Origin of the sequence: Nostoc punctiforme PCC 73102 (assembly GCF_000020025.1) — a bacterium.
GTDB lineage: Bacteria > Cyanobacteriota > Cyanobacteriia > Cyanobacteriales > Nostocaceae > Nostoc > Nostoc punctiforme.
On sequence record NC_010628.1, the window covers coordinates 5,798,247 to 5,815,821 of the forward strand.

At 43.0% G+C, this 17,575-nt stretch carries 8 protein-coding genes; 2 read left to right on the forward strand and 6 right to left on the reverse strand.

Annotated elements, in window-relative coordinates:
• Positions 1-162: 162 nt before the first annotated feature.
• Positions 163-624: a hypothetical protein gene (locus tag NPUN_RS23610; RefSeq protein WP_012410991.1), complete on the reverse strand. Its 462-nt coding sequence runs from the start codon at positions 622-624 to the stop codon at positions 163-165.
• An 884-nt stretch (positions 625-1,508) separates the two neighbouring features.
• Positions 1,509-3,257 (reverse strand): DNA repair protein RecN, encoded by a 1,749-nt coding sequence (gene recN / locus NPUN_RS23615; protein ID WP_012410992.1) that lies wholly within the window; start codon positions 3,255-3,257, stop codon positions 1,509-1,511.
• 270 nt (positions 3,258-3,527) lie between these two features.
• Here recN and NPUN_RS23620 point away from each other — a divergent pair, with 270 nt between their 5' ends.
• Positions 3,528-5,519: an ABC1 kinase family protein gene (locus NPUN_RS23620; RefSeq protein WP_012410993.1), complete on the forward strand. Its 1,992-nt coding sequence runs from the start codon at positions 3,528-3,530 to the stop codon at positions 5,517-5,519.
• Between the two features lie 154 nt (positions 5,520-5,673).
• On the opposite strand, the gene cysC is transcribed toward NPUN_RS23620, so the two are convergent.
• Positions 5,674-6,207 carry an adenylyl-sulfate kinase gene (cysC, locus tag NPUN_RS23625; protein ID WP_052304646.1) on the reverse strand — a complete coding sequence of 178 codons (534 nt, stop codon included), beginning with the start codon at positions 6,205-6,207 and terminating at the stop codon, positions 5,674-5,676.
• A 1,028-nt stretch (positions 6,208-7,235) separates the two neighbouring features.
• Here cysC and NPUN_RS44225 point away from each other — a divergent pair.
• Positions 7,236-12,029, forward strand: coding sequence for a beta strand repeat-containing protein (locus NPUN_RS44225; protein ID WP_012410995.1), 4,794 nt, complete (start codon positions 7,236-7,238; stop codon positions 12,027-12,029).
• 261 nt (positions 12,030-12,290) lie between these two features.
• Here the strand turns inward: NPUN_RS44225 and NPUN_RS23635 are convergent, their stop codons facing one another.
• The 3 genes from NPUN_RS23635 to NPUN_RS23645 form a co-directional block, all read right to left on the reverse strand.
• Entirely contained in the window at positions 12,291-13,661 is a 1,371-nt protein-coding gene (locus NPUN_RS23635) for a DUF3370 domain-containing protein (RefSeq protein ID WP_012410996.1), read from the reverse strand.
• 241 nt (positions 13,662-13,902) lie between these two features.
• The gene (locus tag NPUN_RS23640; RefSeq protein ID WP_012410997.1) at positions 13,903-14,337 is read right to left on the reverse strand and encodes a hypothetical protein; all 435 of its coding nucleotides are present in this window, start codon (positions 14,335-14,337) and stop codon (positions 13,903-13,905) included.
• Between the two features lie 233 nt (positions 14,338-14,570).
• Positions 14,571-17,555, reverse strand: a complete 2,985-nt coding sequence (locus tag NPUN_RS23645; RefSeq protein ID WP_012410998.1) for a valine--tRNA ligase — start codon at positions 17,553-17,555, stop codon at positions 14,571-14,573.
• Between the last annotated feature and the right edge of the window lie 20 nt (positions 17,556-17,575).

A 17,575-nucleotide genomic window follows, 5' to 3' on the forward strand; every position in this document is an offset into this window, starting at 1 on the left:
AAAAATCTCATCCTATGCAAGAGTTACAAAAATTGTTATCTCTTGCTTGGATGGGATTTTTGTTTAGTGAAAGTTGCACATCACGTAATTAAAAGATAGAGCAACCCAGACTTTTGGAATTATGTATAACTTGAATTTGCCCTTCTAGTTATACAATTGCCACTAAGCAGTTGGGTCACCACCAAAACTTGGTATACCGCCTCCGGTTGGAATACCAAATATAGAAGGGTCGAAGCTGCCTTCAGTTGGAATATCAAACTTAGAAGGGTCGAAGCTATCAGCCGTTGGAATCCCAAAGCTACCCAAATTAAAGCCGCCTTCAGTTGGGATACCATACTTAGTAGGATCGAAGCTACCTTCAGTTGGGATACCATACTTAGTAGGATCGAAGCTACCTTCAGTTGGAATACCATACTTAGTAGGATCGAAGCTGCCTTCTTTCGGAATACCATACTTAGTAGGATCGAAGCTACCTTCTTTTGGAATACCATACTTATCAAGATCAAAGCTCTCAGCCGTTGGGATGCCAAAAGCACCTCCAGGTGCAAAAGGATCGCTGAGGTTGCTAGCCTGACCACCATCATTAACGAGATTATTAAAAACAGAATTTGAATCAGATGCCATTAGAGTTAATCCTCCTATTAGGACATAAATGTTGCTTCATTAATAAATGTCAAAAAGCACAATTAAGCTTTATCTGTAGCTTTTTTATTGTTTTTTTAATTGCTAATCTTGAGCTTTTCGGACTAAATCACAGAGTGTTTTTATGAAAAAATTACTGCCCAAAAAACTGTGATTTGCCCTGGTCATATTAATAAACATAAAAAAAGTAACTTGTTTTTACAATGCAAAATCTTTAGATGCTTGTGTCAAATGTTTAGATGCCTATGTCAAATCTTTAGATACTTTTACTAATGCAATTTGCAGGGTAAGATCATGTAAATTGGTATAAATCGGACTTGACAAATGGGCATCACAAGTAAAAAGACAACAATGCTGTTTTAAAAAATTCAAGGAGCAGATTACTTCTATAGCAATCCGATTTGATTATGTGAAAAAATCTGGATAGATGTAGAGTGCGTTAGGAGGGAGTCCGTAACGCACCAAAGTCTTTGGATTGTAGATTTATCTTTAAGAGGATGTTTGAAAAGTGGTTGGCTGTGATTTTAGGTACTTATTGATCCCCCCTAACCCCCCTTAAAAAAGGGGGAATCGGAATCAAAGTCCCCCTTTTTAAGGGGAGCCAGTGCGGTCTTCTCCCAAAGGGAGAGGCTAGCGCCTTTCCTTCGGAACGCTACGCGAACGCGGAGCGTCTCGTAGAGAAGGGGGTTTCCCCCATGAGCAACTGGCGTGGATTTAGGGGGATCTAGAACGTTTTATTACCGATCAGAGGACTTTTAAAACAGCCTCTAATAGGACTTACGCAAAATATCTCTCAAACTCTGGTTTTTCAGTGTACTCTGCGCCTCTGGGTCTATGTTATTCCGTAACTCTTGCGTAAATCCTATTTAATTTTTAATTTTTTGACGATGGTTAGCAGCTTGCAATAACAAAGATTCGGCAAAAGCGATCGCGTCACTTGCAGATTTACCACCAGCTAACTGTGCTAATTCTTCCCGGCGAGTGGTTAAATTATCCAAGGTAGTAACTCTGACAACAGTACGCTGCTCGGAATTTTCATTGTTAGCTTTTTTACCTTTGCCTTGATTGATAGTTTGCTTATCGACGCGGAAATGGCGATCAGCCATTGCCGCAACTAAAGGCTGGTGGGTAACACACAATACCTGATTGCGTTGACTTAGCTGGTGTAATTTTTCCGCGATCGCTTGGGCGACTCTTCCCGAAACCCCAACATCAATTTCATCAAAAACCATTGTCCCAGCCACATCAACCTGAGAAAAACAAGCTTTCAGCGCTAGTAAAAAGCGGCTCATTTCTCCGCCAGAGGCAACTTCCGTTAAAGGTTGCAGTGGTTCTCCAGGGTTAGAACTAAATGTAAAGGTAATTTTATCTGCTCCCATAACAGTGGGGAAGGTAGGCACTATCTCAACCAAAAACTTCACCTTTTCCATCGCTAAAGGCTTGAGTTCAGCGATCAAACGTGATTCTAAATTAGCAGCCGCCTTACTCCGCAATTGAGTTAACTGATTAGTTGCTTGGGTGAGTTTTTCAAAACACGCTTTTTCTTGCTGTTCTAAATTTTCAATAGATTGTTCGCTGTCATTAAGTTGCGCTAATTCCCCTTGGATACGTTGGTAATAAGCGATCGCTTCTGTAAGTGTCGGCCCATACTTGCGGCAAATTTGCTTTAATTCTTGAATCCGTTCTTCCACCTCTTCCAATCGCTGCGGATCGGCTTCCAAACCATCCCCATAAGCATTAATCTGTCTTCCCACTTCCATCACCGCAGCTTGCGCGTCCCTAACCAATTCCAACAGGTGTTGTAGTTGGGTATCGTACTCCACCATGTCATTTAATGTAGCTTCACTGTCTCCCAGTAAATCTGCTGCGGCTGGAGTCTCATTGTCGTTTTGATACAAAGCTTGATAGACCTTGTAACTCATCTGTTGCAAATCGACGACATGATTCAGACGTTCTCGTTCTTGTCCCAACTGTTCCAATTCATTAGGTTCATTGAGATTAGCTGCTCCCAATTCCTGCACTTGATAAGTGAGCAAATCTAGTTGTTGCAACCGTTCCCGTTCTGATGTCCGGCGTTTTTCTAATGCTAAATGCGCCTGTTGGTAAGTATTAAAACTCGTAGCGACTTTATGACGCTGCTGCATTAAAGAGTCACCGCCATATAAATCTAACCAGTCGCGGACTTGGGCAGATTGTCCCACTTGTACCGTTTGACCTTGGGCTGTGATTTCCACCAAGCGATCGCGCATTCCTCCCATAATCTGCCGATTTACCAACACGCCATTCACCCGCGATCGACTGCGGATATTAGTAGCAGTGGCTGTGATTTCTCGGCTAATAACTACGGAATTTTCATCAAGCAAATCTATTTCTTGTTCAGTCAACCAAGCCGCTAGGGGGGGATTTGAGGTAAAAGTTGCTTCTACCATCGCTCGACTTGTCCCTGTGCGAATAACTCGACTAGAGACTTTACCGCCTAAAGCAGCATCAATGGCATCCAAAATAATCGATTTTCCAGCGCCGGTTTCACCTGTCAGCACATTTAGTCCCGCGCCAAATTCCAATTCCAGTTGGTCAATTAAGGCAAAGTTTTCAATTCGCAGGCAAAGCAACATCAAGCCAAATTCTCCATAAGGGCAGATGCCGGATACTTCTAATTTACAGGACAATAAGTATGATTTTCCAACAACTAGCAATACCTAATACTATATGAACTAGTATGCCCGTTTAAGTGTAGCAAACCTTTGAGTAATGGGTAATGGATAATGGGTAATAGAAAAAATTAGTTGAACCCTACTAATTTCTAATCCCCAATACCCCATTCCCAATTCGTAAAGATATTGTTACAATACTTAATGTGATCGTTCTGACTGGTGGCCTTTTTCATGATTGTTAAGACACTTCCCCCTAGTTCTCGACCGATTCAGGAGGATAGTCGCAACGGCACAAGTAGCCGAAGCGAACTGGACGTTATAGATATAGTGCCAGAAGAAAATGGTACACCGAGCTTAGTTGTACGTTCGCCAAGACTCTTAGCAGCCCAAAAGATCGGGGCAACAGCCGAACCTGAGACGCTTTACGATCCCGTGAGCATAGCCGCGCATTATCAAAACAGACCCCTGCAAGTTTTACGGCGGATTTTCGCCGTGTTGGGGCCGACTTTATCCTTTGCTTTTGGGTTGTGGTCGGATAGTAAACGGGGAATTGTCGTCAAAAATGACCGCCGCCGAGCCACTCAGCTTCGAGTATTGCTGACTCAACTGGGGCCTGCTTATATCAAAATTGGACAAGCTTTGTCCACTAGACCGGATCTCGTTCCTACCGTATATCTAGAAGAATTAACCAAGCTACAAGACCAATTACCACCTTTTCCTAACGAACTTGCTTACCAGTTTATCCAAGAAGAACTAGGCGCACCTCCAGAAGAGGTTTACGCTGAACTCTCGGCCCAGCCAATTGCTGCGGCTTCCTTGGGACAAGTATATAAAGGTAAGCTAAAAAGTGGTGAAGAAGTTGCCGTAAAAGTCCAACGCCCCGACTTAAGAGAGCGAATCACCATAGACTTGTATATCTTGCGTAACATCGCTGCTTGGGTGCAGAAAACAGTCAAACGGGTAAGAAGTGATTTAGTTGGGATTCTCGATGAATTAGGCGATCGCATCTTTGAAGAGATGGACTATATTCACGAAGGTGAAAACGCCGAAAGATTTTTCGAGTTGTACGGTCATATAAAAGACATCTACGTACCGAAAATTTACTGGGAATATACCAATCGTCGCGTTTTGACGATGGAATGGATTAACGGTATTAAACTAACCCAGACAGAAGAAATTAGTGCCCAAGGCATAGATGCTCGTTATCTCATTGAAGTGGGTGTCCAGTGTTCCTTGCGCCAGTTGCTAGAACATGGATTTTTCCACGCCGATCCCCACCCTGGTAATTTATTAGCAACACCAGATGGTAAATTGGCTTATCTCGACTTCGGAATGATGAGCGAGATTAAGCCACCACAGCGTTATGGTTTAATTGAAGCGATCGTCCACGTCGTCAACCGCGACTTTGAAGGATTAGCAAAAGACTACGTTAAATTAGATTTCTTATCACCAGAAACCGATTTAACACCAATTATTCCAGCTTTTGCCAGAGTCTTTGCTGATGCCCAAGGAGCCAGTGTTGCCGACCTTAACATTAAAAGCATCACCGATGAACTATCGGCTTTGATGTATGAGTATCCTTTCCGCGTACCGCCCTACTACGCCTTGATTATTCGTTCCCTTGTTACTCTCGAAGGGATTGCAATATTTATAGATCCCAACTTTAAAGTCCTCAGCGAAGCTTATCCCTACGTTTCTAAACGCCTGTTAACAGACCAAGCACCGCAATTAAGAGCATCATTGCAAGATTTGCTATTTAAAGATGGCAGATTTCGCTGGAATCGCTTAGAGAACTTGTTACGTAATGCACGTAACAGTCAAGACTACGACTTCAACTTAGTGCTGAATCAAGGGATAGAATTTCTGTCATCTGAACGTGGTGCTTTTATCCTTGATAAGCTAGTAGATGAATCTGTTAATGGACTCGATGCTTTAAGTAAAAACGTTTTGCATAACTTCACCTCCCTCTTACGGGAAAGAGTTGGATTAACAGCTGTTAATGAAGCTCCAGCAGCGACAGTTGAGCAACAACAAACTTTGGAGCATATCAAACATATATTAGGTATTCTCCGAGAAACACGAGGCTTTGACCCACTGCAACTTGCGACTCAAATTTCTCAGTTATTGGTAAATTCAGATGTACAACGTTTAGGTCAACAAATTGCCAACCGCTTCACGCAAAAAGCTATAGCTAGATTGATTCGGCAATTATTGGCATCGTAGTAAGAGTTATGAGTTAAAAAATTTCTTTAACTCATAACTTATTAACATTCGCAACTATAGGACTCCGATTTGATTTCTGAAAACATACTGAGACTGAAAAGCCCATTTTCTCAGGTTTTTATCTGAAATATTGTTCAAAAATCAGATATGAGTTCTATATATAACCCAGCTCTTCCAGCTTTTCTAAAACTTTAGTTGCACTTTGGTAAAGGGTTTCTTGGTTAGTTTTGCATTCGACTTCAGGACGGAGTGGTATTTCATAAGGATCATCAATACCGGTGAAGTTCTTAATTTCCCCCATTCTGGCTTTTTTATATAACCCTTTTACGTCTCGCTGTTCACAAACTTCTAATGATGCATTGACGTATACTTCAATGAAACTTGGAATATTTTGGCGCACTTCTTCTCGAACCTTACGGTAAGGAGAAATGGTTGAAACCAAAACAATTACATTATTTCTTGCAAGAAGATGAGCCACAAAGCCAATACGCCGAATATTCTCTTCTCGATCCTCTTTACTGAAACTCAACCCTTTGCATAGATTTTGACGTACCGCATCACCATCTAGAACTTCAACTCTGTATCCCTGTATCCGCAGTTCCTTTTCCACGAATTGACAGATAGTAGTTTTCCCTGCACCACTTAAACCAGTGAACCATACTGTCACCCCAGGCTCTTGTTGTCTCATCCTACCTCCGCAGTACACTTCAAATGCCACACCCAAAAAAAGCTTTCTTTGGGTAATTTATGATCAAATAACAATTTTATTTTGATTAGTATTATCTCTTTGAAAATGACTTGTAAAATCTCTTTTTTCTGTCTGTGGTTAAAAAGTCTTTATCTAACCCTATAAACCCAGATAACACAGAGTTAATAGGTTAAAGAGGAGGTTATTAAGCAAAAATTTTACCCACCTTGAAAGGGCTAAACCTATTTATAATCCTTTTTTAGTTTTAGCAAAAAGTTCAGGCATTCTTTAGTGCTAAATGTGATTTTTAATACTTATGTTTTTAGTAATTTTGAGCTAATTAATTGTACTTATACGTATTCCGGCTTCCTACCTAGTACATCGGCTGATGATGATTTCTACGATGTTTTACTTAGTCATTTTTCTAACTCTAACACTTCTCGTCCATACGAAAAAAACTGCCGTTCCAGGCTTCAAATTGTTAAAGTTTTGAATAAGTTTAATCTCCAGTATATATACAGATTTTATTTAAAGAAATAGTCTTTATTATAACAATAGTCAGCAAAATAAGACTTACCACTAGGAAGTTATAGAAAACTAAGTTCAAAATGTTTACAAAGATCAGATTCGGTACAGCTTTATAGCAGTGTGACGTGTTATCTGTGAGCGATTCCTTTATTTAGGCGCTGTTCCTGATACAGGTTTATTTATTAACAATCATGGCAAGACTAGTGGTCTATGTCACTGATTTTGATGGGTTAGTAGTGAGCGATCTCTCGCTCAATTTTAAGGACCAGAGCCATTGATTGCTCATGACAGGCTCTCAAGAACTTTATGATGTGCAGTTTTTGGTGTAGAGCGTCCGATCCTTTTGAATTAGGAACGAAAAGAAATCCTCCAAGCATTTACTCTACCAGAGTTGAATTGCTGGGTGCGATCGAGTGCAGTAACTCCTAATTACTAAAGAATCCGCCTCATTAGAGCGTAATTGTTGAAATCAAATTTTTAGTTTTTTCAGAGGTTTTTTCATGACTGAATTGCAGGTTAATACTACCACTATCGGCAATCAATCTAACTCCAAAGTAGCGATAGATCAAAATGGAAACTTTGTTATTTCCTGGACTAGTTTTGATCAGAACGGGGTTGGCGGGATATATGCCCAACGATACAACATTGATGGGCAGCGTCAAGGGAGTGAATTTCTGGTCAATTCCACCATTACTGCCACTAACCAAAGTATCCCCACAGTAGCGATGGATGCAACTGGGAACTTTATCATTTCCTGGACTAGTTTTGATGAGTTTGGGAATAGCAATGGGGTATATGCCAAACGCTACAACAGTTCTGGGGGGGCTCAAGGGGGCGAATTTCAAGTCAATACTGGTATTGATAGCAATCTATTGAACTCCACAGTAGTGATGAATGGAAATGGAAACTTTGTCATTTCCTGGGATCAGTTTGATCTGAGCAACTCTGGGTCTAACGGCATTGAGACATACGCCAGACTCTACAATAGTAGTGGGGTGGCTCAAGGAAGCGAATTTAAGGTCAATACCACACACTCTGACGCTCAATATAACCCCACAGTAGCTATCGCTCAAAATGGGAGCTTTGTCATTTCCTGGACTAGCAATCTTCAAGACAATATTCCCGCTAATCCTAGCGATACCATTGATAATGGGATATACGCCCAACGCTACGACAGTAATGGGGTGCCTCAAGGTGTTGAATTTAAGGTCAATACTCAGACCGTTAACGATCAAAGTAACTCCACAATAGCGATCGCTCAAAATGGGAACTTTGTCATTGCCTGGCAAAGCGAAAACCAGGATGGATCTGGCTATGGGATATATGCCCAACGCTACAACAGCGCTGGGGTGGCTCAAGGGAGCGAATTTAAGGTCAATACCCAGACCGTTAACGATCAAATCAACCCCAAAATAGCGATGGATACAACGGGGAACTTTGTCATTTCCTGGCAAAGCAATCTTCAAGACGGGTCTGGTTATGGGGTATATGCCCAACGCTACAACAGTGCTGGGGTGGCTCAAGGGAGCGAATTTAAGGTCAATACTCAGACCGCCAACGACCAAAGTATCCCCACAGTAGCGATGAATGGAAAGGGGGACTTTGTTGTTTCCTGGACTAGCTATGGTCAAGATGAGCAAACACAGCAGAGTGAGGAAATACTTAATAGGGGGGGAATATATGCCCAAGTATACAAAAGTGGGATTCCCCCGACAATCACTTCTACTTCTGCCTCTCCCTTGGCATACACCGAGAATGCCAATACAACCATCGACTCAGCCATTACTGTCAGCGATGAAGACTCCATCAATCTGGCTAGCGCCACCGTCAGCATTACCAGTGGTTTCGTCTCTGGTCAAGATACCCTCGCCTTCAGCAACCAAAATGGGATTACGGGCAGCTACAACAGTAGCACAGGTGTCTTAACTTTAACTGGCAGTTCTAGTGTTGCTAATTATCAAACTGCCCTGCGTTCTATTACTTATACCAATAGCAGCGATAACCCCAGTCTTACACCTCGTACCGTAAGCTTTACAGTTAACGATCAGAATGTTAGTAGTACCGCCCTTACACGTAATATTAATATTACGGCGGTGAATGATGCACCTGTTGCCAGCACCACAAACTCTGCTCTGGCATATACAGAAAACGCCATTACGGCCATTGACTCAGCCATCATAGTCAGCGACGTAGACTCCTCCAACCTAGCAGGTGCCACAGTCAGTATTAGTGGTGGCTTTGTTTCTGCTGAAGACATACTCGCCTTCAGCAACCAAAATGGGATTACGGGCAGCTACAACAGCAGCACAGGTGTATTAACTTTAACTGGCAATGCTACTGTTGCTAATTATCAAACCGCTCTGCGTTCCATTACTTATAGCAACAGTAGTAATAACCCCAGCCTCACACCTCGTACTGTCAGCTTTATAGTTAATGATGGAGCTGCTAATAGTACCGCCGTTACCCGCAATATTAATATTACGGTAGTGAATGATGCTCCCATTGCCACTGCCACCAACTCTGCTTTGGCATACATTGAGAATGCCATTACAGTCATCGATTCAGCCATCACTGTCAGCGACGTAGACTCTGCTAACCTTTCCAGTGCCACTGTCAATATTAGTAGTGGTTTTGTCTCTACTCAAGACATACTCGCCTTCACCAACCAAAATGGGATTACGGGCAGCTACAACAGCAGCACAGGTATCTTAACTTTAAGTGGCAGTTCCAGTGTTGCTAATTATCAAACCGCCCTGCGTTCTATTACTTATACCAACAGCAGCGATAACCCCACTCTCACACCTCGTACCATCAGCTTTATAGTTAATGATGGAACCGCTAATAGTACTGCCGTTACCCGCAACATTAATATTACGGCAGTGAATGATGCTCCCGTTGCTGTTAACGACAGCATCACCACAAACAAAAACACACCTATTATCATTAACGCTACGACTCTGTTGAGCAATGATACAGATGTAGATGTCAGTGACGTATTGAGCATTACTGGTTTTACCCAACCTAGCCAAGGAAGCTTAGTTAACAATAACAACGGTACTTACACTTATACCCCTGTACAAAACTATTATGGCTCCGACAGCTTCACTTACACCATAAGTGATGGGCAGGGTGGCAGCAGTAATGCCACTGTAAACTTGACTATTAATCAATTCAATCTGATTAATGGTACTTCAGGAGCAGAAACCCTGAATGGTACGGTGAACATGGATATCATCTTAGGATTGCTGGGCAATGACACGCTTAACGGACTAGGTGATAACGACACACTTGATGGCGGCGATGGAAATGATTTCTTAGATGGTGGTACAGGTAACGATAGCCTCATTGGTGGTAAAGGCAATGACACTTATACTGTAGACACCATCGGCGACACTATTGTTGAATCCGCTAGTGCAGGTACAGATTTAGTCAAGTCTTCAGTGAGTTGGGTATTGGGAAATAACCTGGAAAACTTGACTCTGACTGGAACCGACGCAATCAATGGTACTGGCAACAGCCTTAATAACATTCTGACAGGAAATACTGGGGCTAACATCTTGAGTGGAGAAGGTGGCAATGACACCTTGTTGGGTGGTGCAGGCAATGACACATTGTTGGGCGGTGCAGGCAATGACACCTTGGATGGAGGTTTGGGAGCTGATAGTCTCAATGGTGGAGTCGGCAATGATATTTATACTGTAGATAACATCGGTGATATTATCATCGAAGGCTTAAATGCAGGGACAGATTTAGTCAATTCTTCTGTGAGTTTTGTGTTGGCAGATAACGTGGAAAACTTGACCCTGACTGGAACCGGGGCAATCGATGGGACTGGTAACATCCTTAATAACATCCTGATTGGAAATACTGGTGCTAACAAGTTGAGCGGAGGAGATGGTAACGATAGCCTCTTTGGTAGTTCAGGCAACGACACCTTGTTGGGCGGTGCAGGCAATGACACCTTGGATGGAGGTTTGGGAGCTGATAGTCTCAATGGTGGAGCCGGTAATGACATTTACACCGTAGACAATGTTAGCGATATTATTGTCGAAGGCTTAGATGCAGGCATAGATTTAGTTAAGTCTTCGGTGAGTTTTGTGTTGACAGATAACGTGGAAAACTTGACACTGACTGGAACTGGGGCAATCGATGGGACTGGTAACATCCTTAATAACATCCTGATTGGAAATACTGGTGCTAATAAGTTGAGCGGAGGAGATGGTAACGATAGCCTCTTTGGTAGTTCAGGTAATGACAGCTTGTTAGGCGGTGCAGGCGATGATACCTTGGATGGAGGTGTAGGGATTGATACTCTCAATGGTGGAGCCGGCAATGACATTTACACTGTAGACAGCCTCAGCGATATGATTACTGAAGGCTTAAATGCAGGCATAGATTTAGTCAAGTCTGCTGTAAGTTGGACATTGGGAGAGAACTTTGAAAACTTGACCCTGACTGGAAGTGGGGCAATCACTGCTACTGGTAACAGCCTTGATAACATCCTAATTGGAAGTACTGGTGCTAACACGTTAACGGGAGGAGATGGTAACGATAGCCTCTTTGGTAGCTCAGGCAATGACAGCTTGTTAGGCGGAGTAGGCGATGACACCTTAGATGGAGGTTTGGGAGCTGATAATCTCAATGGTGGAGTCGGCAATGACATCTACACTGTAGATAGTGTTAGCGATATTATTGTTGAAAGCTTAAATGCAGGCACAGATTTAGTTAACTCTTCAGTAAGTTGGACGTTGGCAGATAACTTTGAAAACTTGACCCTGATTGGAACTGGGGCAATTACTGCCACAGGTAACGGCCTTAATAACATCCTGATTGGAAATACTGGTGCTAATACGTTATCAGGAGGAGATGGTAATGATAACCTCTTTGGTAATTCAGGTAATGACAGCTTATTAGGCGGTGTCGGAAACGATAGCCTCTTTGGTGGAATTGGTAAAGATACGCTGACTGGTGGAGCTGGACAAGATAGCTTGTATCTGACTGATACCCGCACTGGAGGCTATGATACCATCACCGATTTTACTGTTGGAGATGATACTATCTTCATTTCTAAGGCGGAATTCGGACTGGGGCAAGCTCAGGATACGACACTTGATTCGGGCTTGTTCCGACTTGGTACGATCGCTACAACCGCAAGCGATCGCTTCATCTACAATCAAAGTACGGGTAACTTATACTTTGATAAAGATGGATTGGGTGGTACAACACAAGTTCAAATAGCCCAGTTGTCGAATAACGCACAGCTTAGTAGTGCAAATATTACTGTGATTGCCTAACTTTGCTAAGACGATTAACCTAGTATGAACCTATGTAGAGGCGCGAAGTTTCGCGCCTTTACACGCTTTTGGGCTTGTATCTGTCATATTCTTTTTTAAAATTGGTATAACAATCGAACTAAATTTAAGTAATAGATAGTAGTAATTGTGAACGGGGTCTTGACTGCCGCCCATTTCACCAAAAAAATCGCTCTCCATTGACCAAGAACAAAAAGCGGCGAATCGAAAAAGGAATGCGAGTCCTGCCTTCTTTCCTTTGCCTTATTTTTGGTCTAGAGTTTGAATTGTCAGCATTTGAGGGGGCGTAGCATCTGGTGGGTAGAGAAAATCTAGTTTTACCATTCGCAGCTGACCTGGAGATATTTTTAATTGAGCAAGCGGTTCTCCCATCTGTCCCCGTTGTTGAACTAAATGCCAATATTGGGTTTTGGGTAAGCCATTATCGTCATTGTAGCGAATACGAACTGTGCCACGAAAAAAGACGGATGGTTGGGGTGGTGAAAAAAAGCGAAGCCCAGGTTTACTTAAGTCGTCTTCTTTAATAGGTGTTTGAAAAAGCACATTTACAGTTTGTGGTTTGGCGGTATTGTTGATTAATGGTAGCGAGATGTTATATTCAATGCCGTAGTTGCCGTGAGCTTCGTAAGCAGTACCAGGATAACGCACCGCGAGTTTGGCAGTTTGGTTTTGTCCAGTACCCATTTTGCCTGCTAACAGGGTACTTAAACCGTATGAAAAAGCTTGTCCTGAAGCGGGAATTGTCAGGTATGAACTATTGGAGTCGGTCACTTGTGCTTGCCAACGAGAGCCGACAGCTACCGCCGCCACCCGACCATAAATTTCTGCTGTCGCTGTAAGGTTATTTGGAGGACTAGGGGCAGGTTCACGCGGTCCCGCAAAATCACCATTTTCTAATAAATTCTCCCATTCTTTCAAAGTGGGCGCTCGTTCAGTAGCATCTGGATTGGGTTTGGCAAACATAGCTAGGTTCGCCATATAAACTGGACTATCACTGTACAAACGCAACAAAGTAGAACGTCCATTTAATGGCGGTTTTAAAGGACGCACTGGAATTGGATGATTCATTAACATCCGGCTTTGTTTTGGTGGAATTACCAACTGGGCTGGCCATCCTGACTGCCGTTTTCCTCGTAGCACATCATTCATGACGCGATCGCCAGGCCCAGCATAAATGTTTCCCGAATTATTTGGCTGTATGGGGGGAAGTTTGAGAAAAGGTGCATCAGGTTGACTAACATAACTGGCTGCTTGCAATATGTTTATAGTTGCAGGGCGATCACTTGGATTGTAAACAATCACCCCCAAATAAAGAGTCCGCAAATCATTTGGAGTCTCAATGGCTCTAGCAATATGATGAGAAAACAAATCAAAGCGTCCCTTCCATAGAAAGTTCAGGTGTGCGCTTGGCGCTTTTTTACCTTGAGGAGGAAATGTAGACAGCAAAATACCTTCACTCTGAACTACTTCTGGGTTATTACTGTTAAATACTGGTATTGCATCAAGATGGCCAGGTAAAGGTCTTGTTTGTTGCGGAATGAAGATTTCCTGGGGTTCAGATGCTGGAGAAGGTGCTGCTTGAGCCAAAAGCAAATAGGAAATAAAATTAAGCATTTATTCGAAAAGCAATTTATCGGTGAAGTTAAGAATACAGCATACTTGTACTAATTCTGTATGATTTGCGTTTTATTCACTTATGCCATATAAGTAAAAATTTTTATGTTGATATTCACTTAAATCCAATACCCGTGAATGAAATTCTCAAGTTGCCTTTAAGGAAAGGATTTCTAAATTTTCTTGAATGTTACCCGGAGGATAATTTGTCCGGGTCTGGAGGCTCTCAAAAAGATTGCTTTTAACTTTCCTGTTGGGGATAACCGTTTTTTTCACGTTTGAGGCTTTCTTCTAAGGCTTGAATTTGTTCGCGACGAGCTTCCAATTCCAAGGAACGCCTCGCTAAATCTTGGTTTTGCAACGTCAAGGATTGTCGCCAATGTTCTGCTCGCTCGGCTTCGTGCTGCAAGAATTCTGGGGTAATGCCGATAGTGAGGTAGTTTTGTACCAAATGGAGTACCCAGTTGGTAGCGTCTTCTATTCTTTCAATGTCGCCTGTTGAGGAAAGTTCTACTAAAACAAGCAAGTTCTCACTCATGTTCTTTCCCTTTCCTAGCAGAATGAAAGCCTCTTCTGGAATTATCGCCCACAAGTTATCAGCTTCTTGACGCGCCAACAAGCGTAACTGGTGCTGGTCTAAAAAATCGTTTTTACGCACCTGGGCTAGATATAGCATAAGAGTTGCTTCGCTCCAATTCAAAATCACCTAAGTTGAGATGCCTGTGACAAGCGGCAAAAGGGTTTACGCCGGAAGCTGATGCTCCGACTTCTCTCAAAATTCAAAAAAAATTTAATAAAATAGTAAGTTCCAGAATTGATATTTGAATCTTGTTAATTGGTAATGGGTAATCGAGAATTATTGACACTCTCATTACCCATTACAGTTATCCTAAGTCATGCAGGCGATACCTAAGACAACGCCTTTAGGCGATCGCGCAAAATTTCCACTTGTTTTTGTGCTTCTGCTAAGGCATCCCGCGCTCCCTGTACGACATCGGCTCTGGCTCTATCCACAAAACTAGGATTGTTTAATCTGGTACTTAGGGATTGAACTTCGGCTTCAGCTTTACTTAGGCTTTTCTCTAGTTTGGCACGCACAGCTTCAATATCCACTACGCCATTAAGAGGAATTAGCACTTGTATTGTACCAATTACACCTGCGATCGCATTTTCTGGTTCTTGTGGTTGCTCTAATTCTCTCTGCGGGAAAAATCGGCTCCATAACCTAAGTCTCGCTTCAGCAGTGAGTAAATTTTGGCTAATAAACCAAGCTGTGTAACCAAAACCCACCATTTCAAAGAAAGTTCCGACGATGGGAATGTCATCAATGGCATTTCCCGCAGCTAAACCCAATCTACCAAAGACAATGGCCACAAGAATTAAGCCAATTATCTTCAAACCCCTCTGAGGTTTCTTAGCAGCAACAGTTTGGCTTTTTTCTTTGTCAGTAATGGTTAAAATCTCAACTTTCGCCAAATCTTTAATATAAGACTGTCCAGCAGTGAGAATTTCCCGCTCCTTTTCACTTTCAGTTTGCAAATTCGCTGTCACTTTTACCCCTGGCTTAATATCCGCTTCCGCGCGCAAATTCCGAATTGTGCGGATAGTAGCAATCAGTAATTCAAACTGTTCTTCTAAAGCTGGATCAATTAAGTTTGCATCTACCTGGGGATAGGTTTGTAATGGTAAAGTTTGCGGGGAATCTATCGGTTGTTGGGTGAGAGTTTGCCAAATTTCTTCGGTAATATGAGGCATCAACGGATGAAGCAGTTTTAAAATTCCTTCCAGTATGTAGCCGAGGGTTTGCTGTGCTACTCGCCGCGATACTGGATCGGCATCTGCTTGCAATCTGGATTTCACCAGTTCAATATACTGATCGCAGAAATCACCCCAAATAAACTCATAGAGTCCTTTTGCTGCTTCCCCTAACCCGTAATTATCGATGTAATTGCTGGTTTGTTTGATAACTTGATGATACCGCGAGATAATCCAGCGATCGCTCAATTCGGTGGCTACTGGATTCCCCAATTGTTGCGGTGTTTGTCCATCCAAATTCATCATCACAAACCGGGCAGCATTCCACAACTTGTTGGCAAAGTTGCGCGATGCCTCTACAGATGCTGATTCATCCTTTTTGCGATCGTATTCTAAGCGGATATCTTGACCAGCGCCAGCTACTTCTCTAATTAAGGTATACCGCAGGGCATCAGTACCATATTTGTCAATTAATAACAACGGGTCAATGCCATTACCTTTGGTCTTAGACATCTTCTGACCTTTTTCATCCAGCACTAAGCCGTGGATGTAAACTGTTTGGAAAGGCATTTGCTGCGTAAAATGCCCAGCCATCATAGTCATTCTGGCTACCCAGAAAAAGATGATGTCAAAGCCTGTCACCAAAGTAGTAGTCGGGTAGTAAGTCGCTAAATCCTGAGTTTGTTCTGGCCAGCCCAAAGTCGAAAACGGCCACAGTCCAGAAGAAAACCAAGTATCTAGCACATCTGGATCTTGTTCTAACTTGACATTTTCTCCAAATTGTGATTTAGCTTTTTCCCAAGCTTCAGTTTCCGACTTTGCCACGACAAAGGGCGTGTTATCAGTAATTTGTCCATCGGTTTCACTGATAGCGTACCAAGCCGGGATTTGGTGTCCCCACCATAATTGGCGAGAGATACACCAATCTTTGAGTTTTACTAGCCAATCACGATAGACCTTTGTCCAGCGTTGGGGGACAAACTCTGGAGAAGTTTGCTGGTCGAGGAATTCGAGAGTGTTGTCAGCTAGGGGGCGAATTTTGACAAACCACTGAGTCGAGAGGAGGGGTTCAATAGGTACTTTACCGCGATCGCTGTAGGGAACGGTATGCTTATAATCTTCGATCTTCACCAAAAAGCCATCTATTTCTAGGCGAGAAACCACATTCTTTCTAGCAACAAAGCGGTCTTGCCCTTGAAACTCCCCAGCGTTGGCGTTGAGAGTGCCGTCTTTGTTCATAATGTTGATTAACGGCAGATTGTGACGCTTACCCATGTCAAAATCGTTGGGGTCATGGGCGGGAGTTACCTTTACGCAGCCTGTGCCGAAGGTAGGATCAACAAATTCATCGCCAATAATGGGAATTTCTCGTTGTAGAATTGGCAGAGTTAGAGTTTTGCCGATGAGATGTTTGTAGCGATCGTCATTGGGATTAACCGCTACAGCCGTATCACCCAGCATCGTTTCTGGTCGAGTTGTCGCCACCTCTACAAAACCAGAACCATCGGTGAGAGGATAGCGGAAGTGCCAGAGATTTCCATTCACCTCTTGATTTTCAACTTCCACATCAGACACAGCCGACTGGGAAGCGGGACACCAATTAACTAAATATTCACCACGATAAATTAAGCCTTCTTCGTAGAGGCGAGTAAATGCCTCCACAACAGCCTTAGATAAACCTTCATCAAGGGTAAACCTTTCCCGTGACCAGTCCACCGAGACACCCAAGCGTCGTAGCTGATTCAGAATCGTTCCCTCAGACTCCGCCTTCCATTGCCAAGCGCGTTCTAAGAACTTCTCGCGCCCCAATTCATAGCGAGTCTTACCCTCTTTTTTGAGTTGCTTTTCCAGCATACTATGCACAGCGATGCTGGCGTGGTCAGTTCCGGGTAGCCATAGGGTATTACGTCCCTGCATCCGGTGGTAGCGCACGAGGGTATCAATTAAGGCACTTTCAAAGGCGTGACCCATGTGTAAGCTGCCGGTGACATTCGGCGGGGGAATGACGATGCAGTAGGGTTCGCCGCCTTTGTTGGGGTCAGCTTTGTAAACTTGGTTGTCTTCCCAGAATTTTTGCCACTTGGCTTCCGTGGAAAAGGGGTCGTAGAGACTGGGGAGATTGGGAATGGTTGCGGTCATGCGGGAAAACTAAGGAAGGA

What these genes read in the sequence shown, in the direction of transcription:
- recN (WP_012410992.1), bottom strand. Translation starts at nt 3,257, where the DNA reads ATGTTGCTTTGCCTGCGAATTGAAAACTTTGCCTTAATTGACCAACTG.
- NPUN_RS44225 (WP_012410995.1), top strand. Translation starts at nt 7,236, where the DNA reads ATGACTGAATTGCAGGTTAATACTACCACTATCGGCAATCAATCTAAC.
- cysC (WP_052304646.1), bottom strand. Translation starts at nt 6,207, where the DNA reads ATGAGACAACAAGAGCCTGGGGTGACAGTATGGTTCACTGGTTTAAGT.
- NPUN_RS23610 (WP_012410991.1), bottom strand. Translation starts at nt 624, where the DNA reads ATGGCATCTGATTCAAATTCTGTTTTTAATAATCTCGTTAATGATGGT.
- NPUN_RS23640 (WP_012410997.1), bottom strand. Translation starts at nt 14,337, where the DNA reads ATGCTATATCTAGCCCAGGTGCGTAAAAACGATTTTTTAGACCAGCAC.
- NPUN_RS23635 (WP_012410996.1), bottom strand. Translation starts at nt 13,661, where the DNA reads ATGCTTAATTTTATTTCCTATTTGCTTTTGGCTCAAGCAGCACCTTCT.
- NPUN_RS23620 (WP_012410993.1), top strand. Translation starts at nt 3,528, where the DNA reads ATGATTGTTAAGACACTTCCCCCTAGTTCTCGACCGATTCAGGAGGAT.
- NPUN_RS23645 (WP_012410998.1), bottom strand. Translation starts at nt 17,555, where the DNA reads ATGACCGCAACCATTCCCAATCTCCCCAGTCTCTACGACCCCTTTTCC.